The organism is Acinetobacter sp. AB03 (genome assembly GCF_058107045.1).
Genome location: NZ_JBUEBA010000002.1, coordinates 430194 through 453617, shown reverse-complemented (window position 1 = coordinate 453617; position 23424 = coordinate 430194). Strand labels below are relative to the sequence as shown.

Sequence of the window (23424 nt, the reverse complement as noted above, 5' to 3'; positions counted from 1 at the left end):
CCTAAACCATGTCTAACGATGAAAGGAGAAGCTCAATAAACGAGCAGAAATTTATTCAGGGAATAAAAAAACCAGATAAGTATAATAACACTTATCTGGTTTGAATACTTCGAATTAACGAGTACGTGGAGCAATCTCAGTTTGAGCGAAGAAGTAGTTAACTTCACGATCAGCAGATGCTACAGAGTCAGAACCGTGAGCAGCATTTTCGTCGATGCTTACAGCGAAGTCAGCGCGGATAGTGCCTGGAGCAGCTTCTTTAGGGTTAGTTGCGCCAAGAATTTCGCGGTGAGCAAGAACTGCGTTTTCACCTTCAAGAACTGAAACAACAACTGGACCAGAAGTCATGAACGCAACTAGGTCAGCAAAGAAACCACGTTCTTTGTGCTCTGCGTAGAAACCTTCAGCTTCAGTTTGAGTCAAGTGTTTCATTTTAGTTGCAACGATTTGAAGACCAGCTTTTTCAAAACGAGCAAAGATGTCACCGATGTGGTTTTTAGCAACTGCGTCTGGTTTTACGATAGATAAAGTACGTTCAATAGCCATGATTGGCTCCTTAAGTCAATGTAGACATGAAAATTTTGGCGCATTATACCGACATAATGCACAATTTTCTGCTTTTACTCTGTAAAAAGTTGCTTTTTTCGATGCAAGGATTATCGTGCTTCGTCAATCCATGCCATTTGAATTGCTTCAAGCAAACCTTCAGTCGACTTGGTCGGATCATCACTAAAGTCTGGTAAGGCACACACCCAAGCATGTAAGTCTGTAAAGCGAATCCACTGCGGATCGACATCTGGATGAGCTTCATACAACTCAATAGCAATATCAATAGTGTCTGACCAACGTAAGCCCATGGTGGAGTCTCATCACAATGTAGAAGATGCTGTACTGTAGCAAACTCTGAAATTTAAGCGCTAGTTTGTTTGGGATAAAATTGGGCTTTTTTACAACACGATATTTAAAAATGGTGCACTACAAATTAAAGCGACGGCTACAACCGCACCTATAGCCGCTCCGACCAACACATCACTTGGATAATGTAGCCCTAAAATCATGCGTGACGCGGCAACCAAAACAGTAAAAGGCAACATGAGCACCAATAAAATTGGCTGTACAAAGCCCAATAACGTACTGACCATCACTGCATGTAGAGTATGACCTGAAGGAAAACTAAAATGGTCAAGCGGTCGCTCACCCATTCGAATCACCTGATGTACTTGATAGGGTCTTGGGCGAATAGTTTTGATTTTTAAAACTTTATAAATTAAAGTCCCACACAATGAACCAAGAATCAAATACACGATTTGTAAACTGTAGACCAATCCTTGCAACAACCAAGTTAAAGCCAACATCGTGTACCAAAAGATGCCATCCCCCAATCGACTGATCCGCTTAAAAAAATTGGCTACAGCATGAGAATGGGAAAAATGATTGAGATAGACACAACCTTTTAAATCTAAATCTAATATTCTTATTTTTGCAGTTTTAAGATTCATACCACTTCTCCTTAACAACAATGTTGAAAGTTCAGCTGGAAAATCATTGTTATATGACGATTTAATTCATCAAAATCGCTTCTCGTTAAGCTCATGTTAAAGGGTGTTTTTGACAGTTTGATGATTTAAGTTAAAACCCATCAAAATTACCCAACTCGTCTTTATCACTGACACTTTTAAAACAGCTATTGGCTAAAGTGCTGCCTTAATATTGGCCACATGATATAAGGCTTGCTCAAACTGTTTCACAGGATACTGCCAGCCTACACTTTCAATATCTTGGCGTGCTTGAGTTCCCATACATCTAAGCACCTTTTGCTCTGGCAGTTGAATAATAGTCTGCATAAAATGTGCCACTTGTCCAAAAGGACTCAACCACCCTGTTATACCTTGCTTGATATAACGCTGCGGACTGGCATAGTTATAGGCCACCACAGGCAAGCCGCTGGCCATGGCTTCAAGTACCACATTACCAAAAGTCTCTATTTGACTTGCAAAAACAAAAGCATCTGCACTGGCGTAAACTTGGGCGAGTGACTGCCCTGTTAAGCTTCCCGTAAAAATAACATCTGAGCCATTTGCTATCTCGGTTAAGCGCTTACGATCTGGCCCATCCCCCACAATCACCATTTTCAACTTGCGCGATTGCTGCTTCTTGATATTCAAATAACTCTGAATGAGCACGTCGACTTCTTTTTCTGGAGATAAACGTCCCACATATAGCAATACAGAAGTATTTGCATCTGCTTGCCAGCACTGACGCAATTGTTCTGAGCGATGCTCTGGATGGAAGCGAGTTGTATCCACCCCTCGCCCAACCTCAACCAAGGGGCAAGTCACACCAAAGGCCTTAAGTTGATTTAATGTGGTTTGACTCGGCACACAGGTGAGTACCGTATGGTTATGAAACCAGCGAAGATAACTTTCAATCGGTTTGACCAGCAAAGCCAAATCAAAGAAGCGGCTAAAATCATGAAAAGTTGAATGAAAGCCACTTGATACTGGAATTTGATGTGCTTGAGCCGCATACAGTGCAGTCAGCCCTAGAGGACCTTCCGTCACAATATGGACCACATCTGGTGCGAAGCGCTCAATCGCTTTGCTGACTTTCACATACTGTGGCATACCAAATTGCATGTCGGCATATTTAGGAATGCTCTTTGCCCAGACCAAACACTCCTGCTCTGCCTGAAAGTCGGTACATATGGTTTTTTGGATTGGGCGGATGAGCTGAATGCGATGCCCCAGTTTTTGTAAACCTTTACACAATTGTAATAAAGAGTTCGCCACACCATTGATTTCTGGTGACCATGTTTCCGTCACGATGGTTATTTTTAACTTGGGCTTGAGGGTTTCTTGAAGGATAGAGAGTTCTTGCTGAATATTATGCTGATGTTGTTGCTTGAGATAAAACCGCAGAGGTTCTGGGAAATTGTGCTGTTTGAATAATTTTGTTGTCATTGAACCGATCATGTTATTCCAAACTTTTCTTATTTTCCTCCAAGTTTAGTTAAACTTTTTGACAGTTTGATGATAATGAATGCAATCAAATAAAAAGATACCTATGATTAGTAGGTATCTTTTTACATATTAATAGTTTAAAGACCTAAAATTTAAAACATCAAATTAATATACAAGCTATCTTTATACACACCTGCTGGGGTTAAGGCAGTTGGGCGCTCCATCAATTGCACCAAGACTACAAACTTATTTTGCTCAGTTGCTGGTTGAGCAATAGGGCTATTCCAACGTGATGCACTTGCTCCTGAAATATTCATTTGAGTTCTCAATTTATAGTTTTTCTCATTGACTAAATAACTACTCCCTGTTGCATTAGTTAAATTACGCGAATTGAATTTAATCGCGTAATTACTATCACAAGCCACTGAGAAAGAAGTTGCAGCTTGACTAAGATACGATGAACTTAGATTCAACTGGCTTGAAGTTAAACGCTCAATTTGACACTGTTTTGCATAAGCTATTGGGGTAGCCGCCACACAAAACAGCAGTATAATAATGTTCAGTTTCATGGCTCTACTCCATTTATTTACACTGAAGATCCAGTACTGATGAGTTGTCATCATTCTTAGTATCTGTAATTGTAAGTTCTGCCGAACAACTGCGTGCTTCTTTAGTTTTAATTTGTATCTTATATGTTCCCGGAATCAAACCATAAAGCGTTACGCTACCATCAGTAGAAATCGGATAAACCTCTCCTTCACCATTATTATCAATATAAAGCTCTGAACCAGCAGCAAAAGACCGATTGTTACTGTCTACTGGTTTAGCAGTGACTTGTTTCGCATGGAATACTGGGAAATTGATGATATAACCGCGTTGATTTAAAGCTGTTAATTGTTTGCTTGAATACTGTATTTTATCTTCGATAGGTAGTTGATTTTGATCAAATGCAATGTCGTATTTAACATAAGGAATAACATCATGAATAAAGGCATACCCCTTTTTATTGGTTTTATCAACATAGGTCAGCGATCTTAAAATATCAATATCTTGATAATCCCCTACTTTGACTAGAGTAAATGCGTTATCAACCATTTTAGTAAAACTGATTTTATTACCCAACCAAACAACTGCTCCTCGATAATTTAACTGTGATTCACGATCTTCACGACCTTGCACATGATAGAAATCTAAATCTCCTACATCTGTTTTAACAACACCATTAAAGTTAAACATCGTATCTTCACTACGACGGTTTACTCCAAGAGAATAATCGAAACCGACTTGATTGGAATCATATTTCACCAACTGGAGATTTGTATTTTGGTCAGCTGATTGACTAAAGTAAACGGACTTATTATCAAAACTGTAGCTAAGTGAAAGAATGCCGCCTGAGTCTTTCCTGTCACCAAAAGAGTTGAAATAGCTTAAACCAAATGAAATTCGACGACCAAAATTCCGATTAAACCCAACATTTATTACCTTTTGGTTACTATTAGGAAACTCAGGATTTTCATAGTATTTTTGTTCTGCATAGTTAATATTTAGATTATGTAAATACGGCACATTACTCATACCAAAATATGCAAGATTTTCAAACTTCGGATAGTTAGAATTGGCACCTAACTCATCTCCTAAAAATTTAAAATCTTTTTCTGTATATTTTGAACTCGCCCCCATTGAAAATCGACCAAAGTCTTTACTTGCGGATAACCCATAGGAATAATTAAATTGGTTTTCATCATCATGAGAAGCAAGGACGACACTATCGAGAACAAAAATATTACTAATCGCTTGTGTCCACATGAACCCTATATTTTGTATATCTTTACTGTAAGATAAATTGCTTCCTAACGTTGTTGAGTTTGACATACCCCTGCGAAAATAAGTATTCACAAAGAAGTCCCTATAATCGCTACTATCCACATTATAGTTATAACGAAGTTTACCTGCTGCAACACTATATTCATTCAAACCAGATCGTAATAGTCTATTGGTCACCATAATAGGAAAGCTTTGTACACTTCGATTCCCGAGTACATCCTCAACTACAATTTGCGCATTACCAGCTTGTTGGATTTGTGCCCCCATCAGTAAGTTATAATCACCTGGGCTCACCTTTTGATTATAAATATTTACGCCATTTATATATAAATCAACAGTAGAAGGAACGCGTGCACTCCCTTGTAAACTTGGCATATTCCAGTACACAAAATTCGGTCTTTCAGTGTAATTCGTCCCCCAATTTAAACCTGCAAAACGTAAAGAATTAATCAAAGGGTTATATGTAGTTGTAGTATCCCCTACCGTTAAGCGGGTCATATGTTTAGGAAATTCAAAATCGACACTACTACTTAAGCGAACCACTCGCTCATCTGTGGGGGTATTCTGATACAACATCGAGTTTTTCATGATCCAATAATCTTTGAAAATCCCTAACTCCATCAGTCCACTATAAGATTTATTAGAATTACTAGTTGCATAAAGAAAATCATAATTTATGAAACCACCAAAACTGGCCTTTTCAGGAATGATGCTATTGTTTAATGCATTAAAGTCCGTTTCAAAAAGTTCTGTTGGAATCGTGAGCTTAATGGATTGCGATGAATCATCAAAAGTTGACTGAACACTACTTGATGACACCAAGCAGAATTCTGGTCGCGAAACTAAGGTTTTTAATTGCGCAGTTGAAATTTGACGTTCTGTCAGTACCTGACATTCAAGATAATATTGATCGCCCTGCTTTAATAAGGCGACATCTGTATGATGATCTAGATCATTAATCCAAAGGTTCGCAATATTTTCTTCCAGCATACCCTCACTGGCATTCACATTTAGTGCAAAAAAAATATGAATAGCGATAAGTATTCTTATTTTCGTATTCATCGTAAACTCCCCACCCCAAACTAATCAGAGAATTTGAGCTCCACCATTTTATCATTCTTATCAGTAAACAATTGAACATAATAATTTTTAGGATTTGATATTCGTATATTGTTTAAATCATAGGACGCGCTTTTATTTGCAAGCAAATAATTCATGGTTTCCGTTTTAAAAACTTCTTTTTTATTTGCATCTACAATTTTCAAATTTGCGATTTGAATATGCGATTTTGCATTATTTTTAACAATCAGCTTATTATTTTCAACGTTGAAATTTAGTTTAACATCTTCTTGCTTACCAACAAAGAGGGGTAAATTAAAGCTAACCAGAAAATTTACTGAAGATTCTTTTACAGCCTGTGGAATTTCATCAACAATCACACGCCATGTCCCTTCTTGTTGCCCTTCTAAAACCGACTCTACCGGACGATTAAAACCGATACGAATGGTTTGCTTGCCATTGGCTTGTAAAATAAAATTCTTAGGGTTAATAATTAAACTATTGTCAGGCTCAAGCACATTTTCACCATTGTCTTTTTGAGTCCACTTAAATGCTTTAACTTCAAAAATTCGCTTTTCTGTCTCGTCTTTAGATTCTAGGGTTAATGTTGTTGTTCTTTGCTTTGCGGGATTTTGAATATACATTTGGACTGGGTCAACTGAAACACCGGCATGTGTTCCCGACATATACAGCATCGAAAACACCAAAATTGATATTATTCTTTTCATATTACACCCCTTATTATAATTTTAAAAAACCTAACCTGATACTGTAATCAAGTTAGGCTTAGTTTAACTAAATTAGTAGTAAACTTTAATTTTATAAGTATCGTTATATGTACCCGCACGTTGGAATGCACCAACTGCTGCATTAGTTACCGAAACAGAATATTGATCGTCAGCTAGACCATTATGATTTGAATTACCGAATGGAATTACACCGCCACCTGTTTTATTTGTAACAATTGTTGTTGGTACACGAACACTGCCATCGTCCTCATGTTTAACATAAGTACTTACACTTGTACCTGTGTTCGCTGTTTGAATGTTAAGTGTATAGTGCGTATTACTACGTACAGTGTAATTTGAACTTTGTGTTCCACCATTTTTATTCAGCGTAATGGCACTACCACCGAGTACTTCACATTTTTTAGGAATTTCCAATTTAATAGGAATATCTTTTTCACAACCTATAGAAGTACAGTTCCCCCAGTTATAACTAGGGCGTGATGCTGTATCACCCTCTGCATAAAGGGCTGTAGAACCTGCACTCATTAGCGTTGCAACTAGCGATGCTTGTAGTAATTTATTCATAGCGACTCTCCGAGATTTTTCTTTTAAAACTGATTAATTGTTATGATCACCCTTAATTAAACTGGACCTTGTTTGGCTACCAAGCTTTTCTTAAGCGTGTTTTTATTCTAGTTGTTCTGTATAAAAAACCATCTATGCAGCCTTTTTCACTCAAATAGAGACCTAACTTTAAAATCTCAACAAAGTAAAATTAATATATTGTTTTTATTGTCATTTTATTTATTAATTAATTTAATAAATCCCTAAAAATAGTTACACCACTTTCAGTGATGCACAATTTTAGTGTTTTTTTATATTTTAAGTAGATCTCTGTTTTATCTTAGAAATTTTTAACATTTCAAATTTACATTTAATTACATATTTGGGTGAATAATTTCTTAACCCGCTAAAAAATCCATTTTTCATCTTTTTTTTACTTTACATTTCTACTAATTATTCAATTTAGGTCGATCATCTCGCTAAAATTTAAAGTTTATTCACATGCTATTTACCCAATTTCAGTGATTGAACAATATGACTAAAATCACATAATCAAGCCTTAAATTTACATGACCCACTATTTTAGAAATCAAAAACTCACACTAAAAACCCAAACGTAATGATAGGTACACTTTTTTGAGAGTTTCATTTATTGCAATAAAGCCCATAGATACGTTATTAATCCAATAGTTTTTTGACGATATATGCTACCCATATATCTAGCACTGAAATGGAATTCTCGTTGACACCATATAACGATTTTGAACACGGGTAAGATCAACTTATAGCTGTGTACCGATAGCCATATCATGGCCCTATTTATACTCACATCTTTTTAGTTAATAGCTTTGCCCCATATAAAACATGATAGTAGATCAATAAAAAAACCCTACCGAAGCAGGGTTTTAGTACTTAAAATCAGCTAGATCAGAACCTTAGTTCTTCTCCTTATCTACAATCTTGTTCGCTTGAATCTAAAGTACGAAAAAAAAAGGGAAAGCATTGCTTTCCCATTTTTAAAGGCACGTAACGTAACCTTAGTTCTTCTCTTTATCTACGATCTTGTTTGCTTGAATCCAAGGCATCATCGCACGTAACTTACCACCTGTTACTTCAATGCCATGCGCTGCGTTTTGACGACGACGAGCAGTCATTGATGGGTAGTTCAACGCACCTTCGTTAATAAACATCTTCGCGTATTCACCAGATTGAATACGTTTAAGTGCATTGCGCATCGCTTCACGAGACTGTTCGTTGATTACTTCAACGCCAGTTACGTACTCACCATATTCAGCGTTGTTTGACACTGAATAGTTCATATCCGCGATACCACCTTCAAACATTAAGTCAACGATTAACTTAAGTTCGTGTAAGCATTCGAAGTAAGCCATTTCAGGCGCATAACCTGCTTCAACCAAAGTTTCGAAGCCCATTTTCACAAGTTCTACTGCACCACCACAAAGAACTGCTTGCTCACCAAATAAATCAGTTTCAGTTTCTTCACGGAAAGAAGTCTCGATAATACCTGTACGACCACCACCTACGCCTGAAGCATAAGAAAGTGCTAGGTTACGTGCATTACCAGACGCATCTTGATGAATCGCGATTAAGTCAGGAACGCCTGAACCACGTTGGTATTCAGAACGTACAGTATGGCCTGGTGCTTTTGGTGCAACCATGATTACGTCAAGATCAGCACGTGGAACTACTTGGTTGTAAAGAACAGAGAAACCATGAGCAAATGCTAAAGTCGCGCCTTCTTTGATGTTTGGCTCAATCACGTCACGGTAAAGTTGTGATTGAAATTCATCTGGAGTCAAGATCATGACTACGTCAGCTTGTGCTACAGCAGCAGGAACTTCAGCAACTTTAAGACCTGAATTTTCAGCTTTTTTCCAAGAAGTAGAACCAGCACGTAGACCTACAGTTACGTCTACACCAGAATCTTTAAGGTTAAGCGCGTGTGCGTGACCTTGTGAACCGTAACCAATGATCGCTACTTTCTTAGATTGGATGATAGATAAGTCGCAGTCTTTATCGTAAAAAATTTGCATTGCTGTCTCCGCTAAAATGCTTGGTATTCTGTAATTCCATCAAGGGGTTTATTGTTTGATGAAATCCTCCTCTTTCTCAAAAGGAGGTTGAATCGTGTTAATTAATTAAATGGTTAAAACTTTTTCGCCACGCGCGATGCCTGAAACACCTGAGCGTACAACTTCTAGGATGGTGTTTTCTGCTAACGCATCAATAAAACCATCAATTTTTTCAGTCGTACCCGCGATTTGAATGGTGTAAGTCGTTGGGGTGACATCAACAATTTGCGCACGGAAAATGTCCGCAGTTCGTTTAATTTCAGCACGTGCCGAGCCAAGTGATTTGACTTTAATCAACATCAACTCACGCTCAATGTGCGCACCTTCAGACAGGTCAACCACTTTCACCACTTCAACCAATTTGTTGAGCTGTTTGGTGATTTGTTCAATTTTATGGTCATCGCCATAAGTCGTTAATGTCAAACGAGATAAGGTCGGATCTTCGGTTGGTGCAACATTTAAAGTCTCAATGTTATAACCACGTTGAGAAAACAAACCCACCAAACGAGAAAGCGCACCAGCTTCGTTTTCTACAAGTACAGAGATAATGTGTCTCATGACGTGCGCTCCCCTTTACCTAACCACATATCTTGCATTGACTGACCTGCAATAAGCATTGGATAAACATGCTCTGTACGGTCAACCATCACATTAATAAATACGCATTTATCGTTGATCGCCATTGCTTCAGCAAGCTTTGACTCTAGCTCATCCGCATGGTCAATTTGGATGCCAACATGACCATATGCTTCCATTAATTTAGGGAAGTCAGGCAATGAATCTACATAAGAACTTGAATGACGTCCTTCATAGTTCATATCTTGCCACTGCTTCACCATCCCTAAAGCTTGGTTATTCAAGCAGAGGATTTTTACGTTTAGGCCATATTGCTTACACGTCGAAAGCTCTTGGATACACATCTGAATCGATGCTTCACCCGTGATACATACTACTTGTTGGTCTGGAAAAGCCAATTTCGCAGCCATCGCGTAAGGTAAGCCCACACCCATGGTGCCTAGGCCACCTGAGTTAATCCATTGGCGTGGACGTTTATACTTGTAATAGTTCGCACCAAACATTTGATGCTGACCTACGTCAGAAGTAATGATCGCATCACCATTGGTGATTTTATCCAACGCTTCCACCACTTGTTGTGGTTTCATTACGCCGTTTGCACCAGACTCATATCGCATGCCATGAACTTTACGCCATTCATTGATTTGCGCCCACCAAGCAGCGATATCTTTAGGATTTGGTTTAGACACATTCATTTGTTTCAACTGTGTCAACATTTCTTGAAGGACAGGTTCTACCGCACCCACGATCGGGATATGCGCCATGATGGTTTTTGAAATCGTCGCAGGGTCGATATCAATATGAATCACTTTGGCATTTGGACAGAATTTTGCTGGATTATTAGTTACACGGTCATCGAAACGCGCACCGATACACAAAATCACATCAGCATTGTGCATGGTCATATTGGCTTCATACGTACCATGCATACCCAACATACCAATAAACTGTGGATCATTGCCCGGAAATGCTCCAAGCCCCATCAAAGTATTGGTGACTGGGAAGCCCAAAATATGTGCCAGTTCAGTCAATTGTGCAGAAGCATTGCCTTGTACCACACCACCGCCAGTATAAATCACAGGACGTTTAGCATGAATCAGCTCTTCAATCGCTTTACGAATTTGACCTGAGTGACCACGATGCGGCGGTTGATACGAACGCATCTTCACTTTTTCTGGGTATTCGTAAGCAAATTTCTCAGCAGGATTGGTTGCATCTTTTGGAATATCGACCACAACTGGACCCGGACGACCAGAGGCTGCAATATAAAATGCCTTCTTAATAATCGAAGGAATTTCGCTGGCATGGCGCACTTGGAAACTATGTTTTACGATCGGACGAGAAATACCGACCATATCTGTTTCTTGGAATGCATCTTCACCAATTAAATGTGACGCAACCTGACCAGACAAAATCACCATTGGGATTGAGTCCATATAAGCCGTTGCAATTGGCGTCACAGTATTGGTTGCACCCGGACCTGAAGTCACGAGGACCACACCCGTCTTACCGGTTACGCGTGAGTAAGCATCTGCCATATGACCGGCAGCTTGTTCATGGCGCACGAGGTAATGATTGATTTTGTCTTGTTGAAAGAACGCGTCGTAGATATGTAAAACTGCGCCGCCTGGATATCCAAATACATGTTCAACGCCTTCGTCCGCCAATGCGCGAACGAGCATTTCACCACCAGATAAAAGTTCCAACGTGATTCACCCTAATCTTTATCACTGCAATGGTGGAAGGCACCAGCAGTGTTTCATTCATTGATTGTCTGCACTGTTATAGCACACATATTTCTTAGTTTTCATAGCAATAGGAAAAAATTCTGATCTGTATGCTGTTTGAGCAATATGAGATCTAAAACATGTTGGGATAAACACATTTTTTTACTTTGTTCACGGTCTCGGCTAGAAAGCGTGTCCATTGCATGAAATGACACTTTATCGAAGGGTGATCGAGTAAAGGCATATAAAACTAAAGACAGCATTTTTAGGAGTTTCGTGACTAAAGTCAAGTTTAAAAATTAGCTTTTTTTTGTTTATTTACAGAGCGTTTGTTTTTTATTCATCGCGAACAAAGAAAACTGAGTCGCTTTTTCTCGGTTTTTTAGTGCAAAAACAAATAGATTTCTATTTCACTGAATTTATTAATAAAAAAACATAATAAAACCTATAAATAAGTTTAATAAGATATTCACTTAAATTTAAATCCAACATCTATCTCAGATTTTTTCAGTTTTAAATATAGATCAGCATTTGTTCATCAGGTTTTAGCATAACCTTCTTATTTTCATACTGTGCCATAACGCATATTTCACGCATTAAACTGAGGATTTGACCTGCAAAATATTTCAAAAACACAGATGAAAAAATGCATCAAACACTGCTTATTGCTCTAAAATTGGCATAAAATAACGACAACGATAAACCCGATAAAATCCAATGATTACGGATATAAAAAGGACAATGGTAGATGAGTATTCAGTTTGCAAGAATGACAGCATGTTTGGTGGGGATGGGGCTTGCAATGGGAAGTACACAAAGCTTTGCCAAGACGTATTATAAGTGGGTTGATAGCCAAGGCTCGACACATTACACCACGACACCTCCACCCAAAACAGCAAAGAAAAAAGGCAAAGTCGATACCTATGGTTGGAAAAATTCGCCACAAGCTGCGTCATCGGAAGCACCTCCACCTGCCAATATGCCGAATACCGTACCAGCTCCCCTCAATGCTGTACCGAGTGCTGCGCCAGCAGCACCAGCAGTTGATTTAGAAAATCAACGACGTGAAGCGAATGAAGCACTTGAACAAGGCCAACAAGTCCGCCCTGCGGTTTAATCATTCCGTACGGTTCCAGATTTATTTTCAGCTTGTTTAATTTCCTGCACAAAACATAGCGCAAAATTCACTTTTAGGTGCATTTTGCGCTATGCTGTGCAACAAACTTTTTAACCATTGTTCTACATACGTATATGACTACTCACATTGACCCTGAATATCAAGCGAGCGCGATTGAACCTACCGTCCAACAAGACTGGGAAGCTCGTAAAGCCTTTAAAGTTGCCGACTCTGTAGAAGGTCCACGTCGTTATATCCTCTCGATGTTCCCTTATCCAAGTGGCAAACTGCATATGGGTCATGTACGTAACTACACCATTGGTGATGTCATCAGCCGTTTCCATCGGCTCAAAGGGGAAACCGTCCTGCAACCGATGGGTTGGGATGCTTTTGGTTTACCTGCTGAAAACGCTGCAATTGCACACCAAGTTGCACCTGCAAAATGGACCTTTGAAAACATCGCATATATGCGTGACCAATTAAAAAAATTGGGTCTATCAGTCGATTGGGATCGTGAATTTGCAACGTGTACCCCTGAATACTACCGCTGGGAACAGTGGTTGTTCGTACAGCTTTATAAAAAAGGCCTTATTTACCGTAAGTTATCTACCGTAAATTGGGATCCTGTGGATCAGACTGTACTTGCCAATGAACAAGTTGAAAATGGTCGTGGCTGGCGTTCAGGTGCATTGGTTGAAAAACGTGATATTCCAATGTATTACTTCCGCATTACCGACTATGCGCAAGAATTATTAGACGATTTAGATACCTTAAAAGATGGTTGGCCACAACAAGTCTTGACCATGCAACGTAACTGGATTGGTCGCTCACAAGGAATGGATATCACCTTCCCTTCAGCGAATCCTGAAATTTACGCAGACGGCCTTACTGTATTCACCACACGTGCTGACACCTTAATGGGTGTGACTTATGTTGCAGTTGCAGCAGAACATCCAATGGCACTGAAAGCTGCGGAAAATAATGCTGAACTTAAAGCATTTATTGAAGAATGCCGTATGGGTTCTGTGGCTGAAGCTGACCTTGCCACTGCTGAAAAGAAAGGCATGGCAACAGGTCTGTCTGTGAAGCATCCTGTTACTGGCGAAGACATTCCTGTTTGGATTGCCAACTACGTGTTGATGTCTTATGGCTCTGGCGCAGTGATGGCTGTACCTGCACACGACGAACGTGATTTTGAATTTGCCAATAAATACGGCTTAACCATTAAACAAGTGATTGATGCTCAAGGTGCAGACGATGCAGACTTTGATGCTGCACAATGGCAAGAATGGTACGGCTCTAAAGAGGGTAAATTGGTCAATTCTGCTGAATTTAACGGTTTAGACTTTCAAGCTGCTTATGATGCGTTCCTTGCAAAATTAGAACCAACAACTCTTGCAAGCACCAAAGTCCAGTTCCGTTTACGTGACTGGGGCGTATCGCGTCAGCGTTATTGGGGCTGTCCAATTCCAATGATCAACTGTGAAAAATGTGGTCAGGTTCCTGTACCTGAAGAGCAACTCCCAGTGGTCTTACCAACTGATGTCGTACCTGATGGCTCGGGTAACCCATTGAACAAGATGCCTGAGTTTTATCAAACGTCTTGCCCAAGCTGTGGCGGCGACGCACGTCGTGAAACCGATACTTTAGATACCTTTGTAGAGTCATCTTGGTACTATGCACGTTATGCATCTCCTGATTTTACTGGTGGTTTAGTTAAACCTGAAGCTGCCCAAACATGGCTTCCAGTAAATCAATACATCGGTGGTGTTGAGCACGCGATTCTACACTTACTTTATGCACGCTTCTTCCACAAATTGATGCGTGATGAAGGCGTAGTACAAGGCAATGAACCATTTACCAACCTGTTAACTCAAGGTATGGTTTTGGCAGACACTTATTACCGTGAAGCTGAATCAGGCAAGAAAACTTGGTTTAACCCCGCGGATATCGACCTCGAACGTGATGAAAAAGGGCGTATTCTGTCTGCGAAATACCAAGGCGATGGTCAAGACGTGATTGTTGGCGGCCAAGAGAAAATGTCGAAATCGAAAAATAACGGTATCGACCCACAAGCCATTATTGATCAGTACGGTGCAGATACAGCACGTGTATTCATGATGTTTGCAGCGCCACCAGATCAATCCCTTGAATGGTCTGATGCAGGTGTGGAAGGCGCAAACCGTTTCTTGAAACGTGTATGGCGTTTGGTTGCCAGCTTCCTTGAAAAAGGCAATGCAGCATTTGCAATTGATACTGCTCAACTGTCTACAGAAGCACAAGACTTACGTCGTAAAACGCATGAAACCATTCAAAAAGTGGGTGATGACATCGAACGCCGCCATGCCTTTAACACGGCTATTGCAGCAATGATGGAACTGTTAAATGCGAACAATAAGTTTGAAGCGAAAAATGATAATGATGTTGCGGTTGCTCGTGAATCGATTACGACGCTTTTAACTTTACTTGCGCCATTTGCACCACATTTAAGCCAGACTTTATTGGCTGAATTTGGACTGGACTTAACCAGCGTGTTTTTCCCGACTGTAGACGAATCTGCACTCACACGTAATACGCAAACGATTGTTGTTCAAGTGAATGGTAAACTGCGTGGCAAATTAGAAGTGTCTGTCGATACATCGAAAGATGAATTGCTTGCACTGGCTAAAGCATTACCAGAAGTTCAACAATTCTTGACAGGTCCAACCAAGAAAGAAATTGTGGTGCCAAATAAATTAGTGAATTTGGTGGTTTAAAAAGCTTTAAAACGCCTTCTTAAGTTCCCTCTCCTGAAGAATTGTTTAAGCACTGCTTTAAACAATTCTGCAAGTGAGGGCTAGGGAGAGGTAAACTCCCCTCATCCTAACCTTCTCCCTAAGGGAGAAGGAACTGAAAATGATAAACAAAACCCAAACAAAGCCCGTTGCCAGTCAACGGGCTTTGCACATACAATCACGACATATTATTTTTCTTTTATCAAAAAGAGCAAACAGAGGACAACACATGCATTTAGGCAAACGTTTGGCAGCTATTGTTTTAACTTGTGGCCTAAGTGCTGGCTTGGTCGGGTGTGGCTTTCATTTAAAAGGCACCAATCCAAGCGCAACACCGATTGCTTATTCAAAAATGAATTTGGTGCTTCCGAAGAACACCGATGAACTGCATGAAAAATTGGCCATTTATTTAGGTGCGTCGGGTGTACAGCTGAGCACTGGATCAGATGCCTATGTGCTTCGCGTGCTAGACTATAAACCACAGCGTTTAGAGCTGAACGGCAAACTGATTGAAGTATTATTACGCCTCAATGTCACTTTCCGTATCGAAGACGCACAAGGCCGTCCAATCACTGAACCACGGACCGTAGTTGCAACGCGTAGTTATCAATACAACGTTGAAACCGTCAATACCGATGACCAAGAGAAAAACTATTTGAATCAAGTCATCGTGGATGATGTCGCGCAGCAAATTGTGCGTCAGATTTCATCGAACCGCCTACCACCAGCACAGCAGTAAGGTTTAACAATGAAACTTGACTATTTGCAAGCCTTAAAACGTGTCGATGAAGCTCGCGGCGTGTGGATTATGCAAGGTCAAGAACCATTGCTTGAGCAAAATTTACTGGATGCCTTTCGAGCAAGTTGGCAAAAGCAAGAGATTGAGCGACAACGGCATGACATCAACAATGTCAATGACTGGAAAAATGTCTTTAATGCACTCAATAGTTTGTCCTTATTTTCAAGTCAGCTTGCCATTGAAGTTCATGGCAATATTAAGCCCGATGCTAACGCTTTAAAGTTGCTAAAAAGCTATATCCAAAACAATGAACAGAACTTGCTTTTGGTGGTGATGCCAAAACAGGACAGCGCCAGCCTAAAAACGGGCTTTTTCCAAACGGTTGAAGCCAATGGAGTGCATGTTGCCCTGACCGCGAATTATCCGCGTGACCGTCAGCAGATTTTAAGCATTGAAGCAGATAAGCTTGGGGTTAAACTGAGTCAGGATGCATGGCAATGGTTAGAACAACACCATGAACACAACTTACTCGCAGCTAAAAATAGCTTAATGCGTGTCAGCGACACCTTTGCTGAGGTTGAGCTGATTCAGATTGATCATTTACATGCCTGCTTACAAGACCAGTCCCGTTATAGTACTTTCGATTTGAGTGATGCTCTACTCGAAGGCAATCTGGCGCAATCCATTAAAATTTACCAATACCTGATTGCCTCAGGTGAACCCCTCAGTCTGATTTTGTGGAGTATCAGTAAAGAAATGCGTTTACTCATGCAACTGTTTGAGCAACCGCAAAATGCACTACAACTCGGGATTTGGAAGAATAAAGTCAGCGTCTATCAACACGCCTTACGTCGACTGAATCCGCAGTGCTTTTTAACGTGGCCCAGTCTCCTGCTTCGTATTGATGCTTCGATCAAAGGTTTAGGGCATGAAAATGCTGAACATGTCGTGATGCAAGCCATTGCAACGCTGTGTGGAAAGTCACTCTTTCCCGCTTAAATTACCGCAACGAGTCTTTTAAAAATAATAATCATTTCTATTTGTTCAAAAAATTCACGATTTATCCGTATTTCGCTTTTATACTATCTGCAATTCTGTTTACTCCCTGATTCCAATGCAAAAAATAAAAGCTGTCAAAATGGTTATCGCGGTACTGTGTGTTGCCGTACTTGCTTATGTCGCGTGGACATACTTCAAACCAAAACAAGAACAACCACAATATATTAGCGAATCTGTCACTCGTGGTGATCTTGAAAATACGGTATTGGCGACAGGTACTTTAGATGCAACCAAACTGGTGAGTGTCGGCGCACAGGTCTCAGGTCAAGTACAGAAAATGTATGTGCAACTGGGCGATGAAGTTAAACAAGGTCAATTGATTGCACAGATTGATTCAACCACCCAAGAAAACAGCTTTAAAACAGCAGAAGCCAATATTAAAAATTTGCAAGCGCAGCGTCTACAACAAGAAGCCAGTCTTAATGAGGCGCAACTGGCATATAAGCGTCAACAACAAATGTATGCACAAGATGCTACATCAAAAGCAGAATTAGAATCGGCTGAGGCCAGCTATAAAACAGCACAAGCACAGATTAAAGCCATTGATGCACAGATTGAATCTGCAAAAGTAACCAAGTCGACCGCACAAACCAATATCGGTTATACCCGCATTGTGGCACCTACTGATGGTACTGTGGTGGCGATCGTGACTGAGGAAGGTCAAACTGTAAACGCCAATCAAAGTGCGCCGACTATTGTTAAAATTGCAAAATTGCAAAACATGACCATTAAGGCGCAGGTCAGTGAAGCGGACATCATGAAAGTTGAAAAAGGCCAACAGGTGTATTTCACCACTTTAGGTGATGACAGCAAGCGTTATGCTAGCTTACGTCAAGTTGAGCCCGCGCCAGACTCGATTACCGATGAAAGTACCACCAGCACATCAACCAGCACCGCAATTTACTACAATGCTCTATTTGATGTACCCAACCATGATGGCAAGCTACGTATTGATATGACTGCACAAGTCTATATCGTGCTCGATTCTGCAAAAAATGCGTTATTAGTCCCTTCTTCTGCAATTTCCACTCGTCCTGCAAATGCAAAGCGTAACAGCGGTTCAAATACGCAAGCAGCGTCATCGACACAAAGCAAATCGGACTCAGACCGACCTCAAGGTCCGCGACTTGAACGTCTGAATTTAAATGCAGCGCAACAACAATTGGTCAAAGAAGGTAAAGCTACGCTGAGCGTAGTCCGTGTCTTACAAGCGGATGGCTCAGCTCAACCCAAACAAATTTTGGTGGGTATCAATAACCGCGTCAATGCACAAGTGCTTGCAGGCTTAAAAGAAGGCGATCAAGTGGTGATTGCAGACAGTTCGGAGAACTCTGCGGCTTCTGCCAATAGCAGCAACCGCCGTCGTAACAGTCCACCAATGGGAATGTAAGCATGACCAAAAAAGCCTTGCTTGAAGTCAGTAATTTGGTGCGAGAGTTTCCAGCTGGCGAAAGTACTGTCCAAATTCTCAAAGGCATTGATCTGACCATTTACGAAGGTGAATTGGTTGCCATTGTCGGCCAGTCAGGTTCAGGTAAATCGACCCTGATGAATATTTTAGGCTGTCTCGACCGCCCAACCTCAGGAAGTTATCAGGTCAATGGTCGTGAAACCGGTAAACTCGAACCGGACCAATTGGCTGAATTACGTCGTGAGTATTTTGGTTTTATTTTCCAGCGTTACCACCTTTTAGGTGACTTAACCGCAGAAGGTAATGTTGAAGTCCCTGCGGTTTATGCAGGGGCAACACCGTATGCGCGTAAACAACGTGCCACTGCTTTACTGACAGAATTGGGACTGGGCAATAAAACTCAAAACCGACCAAGTCAACTCTCAGGGGGGCAGCAACAACGTGTCTCCATTGCACGTGCGTTGATGAATGGCGGTGATGTCATTCTTGCTGACGAACCGACAGGTGCCCTAGACTCACATAGTGGCGTGGAAGTGATGCGGATTTTGCGTGAGCTGAATGCCGCAGGCCATACTATTATTTTGGTCACCCACGATATGCAAGTGGCGAAAAATGCCTCGCGGATTATCGAGATCAGCGATGGGCAAATCATTGCAGACCGTGTCAATCAACCTGAGCATGACACTGAACTACACAGCGACCCTGATGCAGAAACTGCGATTTCTGCCCAGCAAGAAAAAAATAAAAGTGTCTCTGCATGGCGTTCCCTACTCGACCGTTTAGGTGAAGCCTTTCGTATGGCACTTTTGTCCATGAATGCACACCGCATGCGAACCTTTTTGACCATGCTCGGCATTATTATCGGGATTGCCTCCGTCGTGACAGTGGTGGCTTTAGGAAATGGTTCACAACAGCAGATTTTAAGTAATATCAGTAGCTTAGGTACCAACACCATTACGGTGTTTCAAGGTCGCGGTTTTGGTGACAACTCCAAAACTGCCAATTTTAAAACCCTTGTTCCTGCGGATGCTGAAGCGCTCGCCACCCAACCATATGTGAGTGCAGTCAGTCCCATGGTGAGTTCATCTAAAACCATTCGCTATCAACAAAGTGAAGCCAATGCCACCATTAATGGTGTCGGTGGCGATTATTTCACAGTGAAAGGCCTGACCTTCAAAAATGGACAAACCTTTGACCAGCGGAGCGTCCGTGACCGCACCCAAGACGTGGTCATTGACACCAATACACAAAAACAGTTTTTTAGTGATGGTAGCAGTCCGATTGGGCAGGTCGTACTTTTAGGCAGTGTTCCTGCGCGAATTATTGGTGTAGTCGAACCACAAACCAGCGCTATGGGTTCCGATGATACTTTGAATGTATATATGCCCTACACCACGGTCATGAGTCGTATGCTCGGTCAAAGTAATGTGCGCAATATCGTAGTGCAAATCAATGATAAGTACTCCACCAGTGCGGCTGAAAATGCAATTGTGAACTTACTCACCTTGCGTCATGGTCAACAAGATGTGTTCACCATGAACAGCGACAGTATTCGCCAAACCATTGAAAAGACCACCAGTACCATGACCCTATTGGTTTCTGCAATTGCCGTGATTTCTTTGGTGGTGGGCGGTATCGGTGTAATGAATATTATGTTGGTCTCAGTCACCGAACGGACGCAAGAAATTGGCGTTCGGATGGCAGTGGGTGCGCGTCAAAGTGATATTCTGCAGCAGTTCCTGATTGAAGCCATTTTAGTCTGCCTGATTGGTGGGGTTTTAGGCGTGTTGCTCTCGCTGGGTCTAGGACAAATCATTCAAAAATTTGCTGGGGGCAATTTCGGGGTTGCTTACTCAACCACGTCTATTATCGCCGCATTTGTATGCTCGACTTTAATTGGTGTGGTGTTTGGTTTCTTGCCTGCAAAAAATGCAGCCAAACTCGACCCTGTTGCAGCACTTGCCAGAGAATAAGGAAAAAATATGCCTTTTTTATTAACGCGCCTTTGTACCGCGATGCTGCTTGGCAGCACTTTGGTTGGCTGTGCAGCTGTGGTTAAAACACCTTATCAAACACCAGCAGTACAAACGCCATCTCAGTTTCAATATGTCAAAGTAACATCACAACAAAGCCAACAAGCCCTGTATGCCGATCAATGGTGGACGTTATTTGGCGATGCACAACTCAATCAACTGGTCGATGCTGTGCTCACAAAAAATGCCGATTTAGCCGTTGCAGGGATGACCTTAAAACAAGCGCGCTTACAAGCAGAACTGGCTGAGAATCAGCAAAAGCCAAGAGTGAACTCTACGGTGTCAACAGGGCATCAGTTTGACTTGAACTCAGGCAATGACAGCTCAAGTGGTCTGTCTTTGGGTGCTGGCTTAAGTTATGAAGTCGATTTATTTGGTAAATTGGCCCGCCAAACTGAAGCAAAGAGATGGGAAGCACTGGCAACTGAGCAAGATTTGCAAGCGACCGCACAAAGCTTAATTGGCACCACGGCGAAGTTATATTGGCAGTTGGCCTATTATAATGAAAGCCATACAACTGCTGAGCAAAGCCTTGCGACCTCACAAAAACTGTATGACTTGGTTAAAGTTCAGTATCAAGCTGGGGCTGTATCAGGACTGGACTTAACTCAAGCTGAACAGTCAGTACAAAGTCAAAAAGCTAGTCTGAGTCAAATTCAACAAAGCTTGGTCGAGACCCGTACCACAATTGCCGTGTTACTACATATGCCTGTGCAGCAGTTAAGTATTGATGAACCACAGCGTTTACCACGCTTAGCTTTGCCAAGTATTGCTGCGGGCTTACCTGCCGACATTTTGTCGCGCCGTCCAGACTTAAAAGCGGCTGAGCTACGTTTACGTGAGAGTTTAGCGACCAAAGATGCCACCACGGCGAGCTATTATCCTTCGATCAGCTTGACTGGAAATCTTGGTTCAAGCAGTACCTCACTCACCCAACTGCTGAAGAACCCAGCCCTAACCTTAGGCGCAAGTTTAAGTCTGCCGTTCTTGCAATATAACGACATGAAACGTGACCTTGCGATTAGTCAATTGGACTATGAAAAAGCCATCGTGCAATATCGTCAAACCTTGTACCAAGCCTTTGCCGATGTGGAAAATGCATTGTCTGCACGTACTGAACTCAGTCAACAAGTACAATTGCAACAGCGAAATTTGGAACTTGCTGAAAAAGTGGAACGCTTGACCCAAGTGCGTTATCGCTATGGTGCTGTGGCTTTAAAAACCTTGTTGGATCAACAAGAAACCACGCGCACTGCGCGCTTAACTTTGGTCAATACCAAACAAAGCCAATACAACGCTTATGTGACGTTGATGCAAGCCTTGGGTGGAAGTCCTGTAAAAGAACTAGTAAAACAATAGTCCTCGCGCTATGGTTTTGCTCTGTTATTCTTTCACCAGATCTGGATTATTCTGGATCTGGTGAATACGTTTAATATTGTCTTGATCATCAAAAACAACTTCATACGAAAGTTGCTGACCATCGAAATACATCTCAGCTGGAGAGCCAATCACTTCCCTTAGACCAATCGAGGCAATATCCGCAGTCGTGTGCCATAACGTACGACTGATTCTGGCTGCTTTTGAGTAGCCCTGTTGGAAAGTATAAATCTCTTTACGCTCTCCATTAACGGTTTCTGAGGTGACTGGCGCACCCAATTCAGAAATCACATAATTACGGTGTTTTCCAACCTCTAAAACTGTCAAATTCTTTTTATGCGGCTGGTTACTCGCCATCACCGCGGCACAACCTTGAAGTGAAAGAAGAGTGACTAATCCAAAAACAACAGTTATTTTTTTCAAGCTTTAACCTACCCCGAAAGCTCAAAATTATATGCTTATTGACTTTATCTTTAGAATTTTAATTCAACAAAAACTAGGATTTATTAGCATATAAAATATTAGATGACAAATGATTAGGTATATTTTTCGATATGTTTATAAATATAGTTAATTATTAAATTGAGTATCACATTAAAATTTTTAGCTATAAATTGTTGTATAGTCGCAGTTATATATGCATAAATAAAAAAGCACCTCATAAGGTGCTTTAATTTATTGCTTAAGTATGTTTATAGTGTCTCGTTTGATATTCGAGAAGTTCTCGAACTTGTTGTTTCAGGTCTTCTGCTAACCCCCAGTTTTGAGCCAACTTATCACAATTTTTGACTTTAACTGGTGTGAAACTAAACTTCGCTTTAAGTTCTGTCAGTACATTTCGTAGTTTTGCTTTAAGCTCTTGAGAAACACAATTAAAGCGCATTAATTTATCTACTATATAACCAGCAGCTTTTGCAGAGAATTCAGATAAATGTTTCACTTGAGGTACGAAATTTTCATGCCACATAGCTAAAGCAACAGTCTTGACATCTTCAAAAGATACTAAACTGAACTCACTACTGACCAATCTATCAAAAACTTCTTGTGTACGTTTCATTGTTACAAACCTACGATGATTAATAATCATACTTCCTCTATGCATCTTATAGCATAGTCTACGTTCTTTTGCAAACTATCAGGCGTAGGACTGTAATACACAGCATCTCTTGCTACACGTTGAAAGTCTTCTAAACTAAAACGTTCTGCTTTATAAAGTGAAATAATATCTTTTAAATCATCTTCCGCCAATCTAGATAGCTTAGATACAGCAATATCAACCGCACTCACTAAGAATATATGTAATACACTGTCCTCACTTACTAAAGGTATAGCATTTTCTTTGTAATCAGGACCTAAGGATGGCAAACCAATATTAAAATTTAT

At 40.8% G+C, this 23424-nt stretch carries 21 protein-coding genes; 7 read left to right on the top strand and 14 right to left on the bottom strand.

What is annotated here, in order from left to right:
* Positions 1 to 114: 114 nt before the first annotated feature.
* The 11 genes from ndk to ACY3FQ_RS02480 all read right to left on the bottom strand — a co-directional run bounded on the left by ndk (position 115) and on the right by ACY3FQ_RS02480 (position 11510).
* Positions 115 to 546 (bottom strand): nucleoside-diphosphate kinase, encoded by a 432-nt coding sequence (ndk, locus tag ACY3FQ_RS02530; RefSeq protein ID WP_004983508.1) that lies wholly within the window; start codon positions 544 to 546, stop codon positions 115 to 117.
* Positions 547 to 656: 110 nt separating this feature from the next.
* On the bottom strand, positions 657 to 857 hold the full coding sequence (iscX, locus tag ACY3FQ_RS02525) for a Fe-S cluster assembly protein IscX (RefSeq protein WP_004697668.1): 201 nt from the start codon (positions 855 to 857) through the stop codon (positions 657 to 659).
* Between the two features lie 90 nt (positions 858 to 947).
* On the bottom strand, positions 948 to 1499 hold the full coding sequence (locus tag ACY3FQ_RS02520) for a phosphatase PAP2 family protein (protein ID WP_279690376.1): 552 nt from the start codon (positions 1497 to 1499) through the stop codon (positions 948 to 950).
* Positions 1500 to 1691: 192 nt separating this feature from the next.
* Positions 1692 to 2972, bottom strand: coding sequence for a glycosyltransferase family 4 protein (locus ACY3FQ_RS02515; RefSeq protein ID WP_279690378.1), 1281 nt, complete (start codon positions 2970 to 2972; stop codon positions 1692 to 1694).
* Positions 2973 to 3112: 140 nt separating this feature from the next.
* A complete protein-coding gene (locus ACY3FQ_RS02510) occupies positions 3113 to 3529 on the bottom strand; it encodes a hypothetical protein (RefSeq protein WP_004983505.1) in 417 nt (138 codons plus the stop codon).
* Between the two features lie 13 nt (positions 3530 to 3542).
* Complete coding sequence (locus ACY3FQ_RS02505; RefSeq protein WP_489773581.1) at positions 3543 to 5846, bottom strand: fimbria/pilus outer membrane usher protein; 2304 nt, start codon at positions 5844 to 5846, stop codon at positions 3543 to 3545.
* Between the two features lie 20 nt (positions 5847 to 5866).
* Positions 5867 to 6571, bottom strand: coding sequence for a fimbrial biogenesis chaperone (locus tag ACY3FQ_RS02500; protein WP_005401710.1), 705 nt, complete (start codon positions 6569 to 6571; stop codon positions 5867 to 5869).
* A 72-nt stretch (positions 6572 to 6643) separates the two neighbouring features.
* Positions 6644 to 7156, bottom strand: coding sequence for a hypothetical protein (locus ACY3FQ_RS02495; RefSeq protein WP_348959753.1), 513 nt, complete (start codon positions 7154 to 7156; stop codon positions 6644 to 6646).
* Between the two features lie 1016 nt (positions 7157 to 8172).
* Positions 8173 to 9189, bottom strand: coding sequence for a ketol-acid reductoisomerase (ilvC, locus tag ACY3FQ_RS02490; protein WP_004983494.1), 1017 nt, complete (start codon positions 9187 to 9189; stop codon positions 8173 to 8175).
* Positions 9190 to 9294: 105 nt separating this feature from the next.
* Positions 9295 to 9786, bottom strand: a complete 492-nt coding sequence (gene ilvN / locus ACY3FQ_RS02485) for an acetolactate synthase small subunit (RefSeq protein ID WP_004697653.1) — start codon at positions 9784 to 9786, stop codon at positions 9295 to 9297.
* Complete coding sequence (locus ACY3FQ_RS02480; protein WP_489773580.1) at positions 9783 to 11510, bottom strand: acetolactate synthase 3 large subunit; 1728 nt, start codon at positions 11508 to 11510, stop codon at positions 9783 to 9785. Before ACY3FQ_RS02480 ends, ilvN begins: the two co-directional genes overlap by 4 nt.
* Before the next feature lie 769 nt (positions 11511 to 12279).
* Here ACY3FQ_RS02480 and ACY3FQ_RS02475 point away from each other — a divergent pair.
* The 7 genes from ACY3FQ_RS02475 (at position 12280) to ACY3FQ_RS02445 (ending at position 22023) form a co-directional block, all read left to right on the top strand.
* Complete coding sequence (locus ACY3FQ_RS02475) at positions 12280 to 12648, top strand: DUF4124 domain-containing protein (RefSeq protein WP_078388509.1); 369 nt, start codon at positions 12280 to 12282, stop codon at positions 12646 to 12648.
* 134 nt (positions 12649 to 12782) lie between these two features.
* On the top strand, positions 12783 to 15404 hold the full coding sequence (gene leuS, locus ACY3FQ_RS02470; protein WP_489773579.1) for a leucine--tRNA ligase: 2622 nt from the start codon (positions 12783 to 12785) through the stop codon (positions 15402 to 15404).
* 247 nt (positions 15405 to 15651) lie between these two features.
* A complete protein-coding gene (locus ACY3FQ_RS02465) occupies positions 15652 to 16161 on the top strand; it encodes an LPS-assembly lipoprotein LptE (RefSeq protein WP_234304483.1) in 510 nt (169 codons plus the stop codon).
* 9 nt (positions 16162 to 16170) lie between these two features.
* Positions 16171 to 17160, top strand: a complete 990-nt coding sequence (gene holA / locus ACY3FQ_RS02460) for a DNA polymerase III subunit delta (RefSeq protein ID WP_348959749.1) — start codon at positions 16171 to 16173, stop codon at positions 17158 to 17160.
* A gap of 115 nt (positions 17161 to 17275) precedes the next feature.
* A complete protein-coding gene (locus ACY3FQ_RS02455) occupies positions 17276 to 18610 on the top strand; it encodes a MacA family efflux pump subunit (RefSeq protein ID WP_078388512.1) in 1335 nt (444 codons plus the stop codon).
* A gap of 2 nt (positions 18611 to 18612) precedes the next feature.
* Positions 18613 to 20604, top strand: coding sequence for a MacB family efflux pump subunit (locus ACY3FQ_RS02450; protein WP_058870313.1), 1992 nt, complete (start codon positions 18613 to 18615; stop codon positions 20602 to 20604).
* A gap of 9 nt (positions 20605 to 20613) precedes the next feature.
* Positions 20614 to 22023 carry an efflux transporter outer membrane subunit gene (locus tag ACY3FQ_RS02445; RefSeq protein WP_489773578.1) on the top strand — a complete coding sequence of 470 codons (1410 nt, stop codon included), beginning with the start codon at positions 20614 to 20616 and terminating at the stop codon, positions 22021 to 22023.
* A gap of 24 nt (positions 22024 to 22047) precedes the next feature.
* Here ACY3FQ_RS02445 and ACY3FQ_RS02440 read toward each other — a convergent pair whose 3' ends face one another.
* The 3 genes from ACY3FQ_RS02440 to ACY3FQ_RS02430 all read right to left on the bottom strand — a co-directional run.
* Positions 22048 to 22464: a hypothetical protein gene (locus ACY3FQ_RS02440; RefSeq protein ID WP_489773577.1), complete on the bottom strand. Its 417-nt coding sequence runs from the start codon at positions 22462 to 22464 to the stop codon at positions 22048 to 22050.
* A 259-nt stretch (positions 22465 to 22723) separates the two neighbouring features.
* Positions 22724 to 23098 (bottom strand): hypothetical protein, encoded by a 375-nt coding sequence (locus tag ACY3FQ_RS02435; RefSeq protein WP_212749327.1) that lies wholly within the window; start codon positions 23096 to 23098, stop codon positions 22724 to 22726.
* A gap of 26 nt (positions 23099 to 23124) precedes the next feature.
* Positions 23125 to 23424, bottom strand: a 300-nt coding sequence (locus tag ACY3FQ_RS02430) for a DUF6036 family nucleotidyltransferase (protein ID WP_489773576.1), incomplete at its 5' end; no start/stop codon positions are given.

Excerpts from the sequence above, each read along its gene's own strand:
- ndk (WP_004983508.1), bottom strand. The coding sequence starts at position 546 with ATGGCTATTGAACGTACTTTATCTATCGTAAAACCAGACGCAGTTGCT.
- iscX (WP_004697668.1), bottom strand. The coding sequence starts at position 857 with ATGGGCTTACGTTGGTCAGACACTATTGATATTGCTATTGAGTTGTAT.
- ACY3FQ_RS02520 (WP_279690376.1), bottom strand. The coding sequence starts at position 1,499 with ATGAATCTTAAAACTGCAAAAATAAGAATATTAGATTTAGATTTAAAA.
- ACY3FQ_RS02515 (WP_279690378.1), bottom strand. The coding sequence starts at position 2,972 with ATGATCGGTTCAATGACAACAAAATTATTCAAACAGCACAATTTCCCA.
- ACY3FQ_RS02510 (WP_004983505.1), bottom strand. The coding sequence starts at position 3,529 with ATGAAACTGAACATTATTATACTGCTGTTTTGTGTGGCGGCTACCCCA.
- ACY3FQ_RS02505 (WP_489773581.1), bottom strand. The coding sequence starts at position 5,846 with ATGAATACGAAAATAAGAATACTTATCGCTATTCATATTTTTTTTGCA.
- ACY3FQ_RS02500 (WP_005401710.1), bottom strand. The coding sequence starts at position 6,571 with ATGAAAAGAATAATATCAATTTTGGTGTTTTCGATGCTGTATATGTCG.
- ACY3FQ_RS02495 (WP_348959753.1), bottom strand. The coding sequence starts at position 7,156 with ATGAATAAATTACTACAAGCATCGCTAGTTGCAACGCTAATGAGTGCA.
- ilvC (WP_004983494.1), bottom strand. The coding sequence starts at position 9,189 with ATGCAAATTTTTTACGATAAAGACTGCGACTTATCTATCATCCAATCT.
- ilvN (WP_004697653.1), bottom strand. The coding sequence starts at position 9,786 with ATGAGACACATTATCTCTGTACTTGTAGAAAACGAAGCTGGTGCGCTT.
- ACY3FQ_RS02475 (WP_078388509.1), top strand. The coding sequence starts at position 12,280 with ATGAGTATTCAGTTTGCAAGAATGACAGCATGTTTGGTGGGGATGGGG.
- leuS (WP_489773579.1), top strand. The coding sequence starts at position 12,783 with ATGACTACTCACATTGACCCTGAATATCAAGCGAGCGCGATTGAACCT.
- ACY3FQ_RS02465 (WP_234304483.1), top strand. The coding sequence starts at position 15,652 with ATGCATTTAGGCAAACGTTTGGCAGCTATTGTTTTAACTTGTGGCCTA.
- holA (WP_348959749.1), top strand. The coding sequence starts at position 16,171 with ATGAAACTTGACTATTTGCAAGCCTTAAAACGTGTCGATGAAGCTCGC.
- ACY3FQ_RS02455 (WP_078388512.1), top strand. The coding sequence starts at position 17,276 with ATGCAAAAAATAAAAGCTGTCAAAATGGTTATCGCGGTACTGTGTGTT.
- ACY3FQ_RS02450 (WP_058870313.1), top strand. The coding sequence starts at position 18,613 with ATGACCAAAAAAGCCTTGCTTGAAGTCAGTAATTTGGTGCGAGAGTTT.
- ACY3FQ_RS02445 (WP_489773578.1), top strand. The coding sequence starts at position 20,614 with ATGCCTTTTTTATTAACGCGCCTTTGTACCGCGATGCTGCTTGGCAGC.
- ACY3FQ_RS02435 (WP_212749327.1), bottom strand. The coding sequence starts at position 23,098 with ATGAAACGTACACAAGAAGTTTTTGATAGATTGGTCAGTAGTGAGTTC.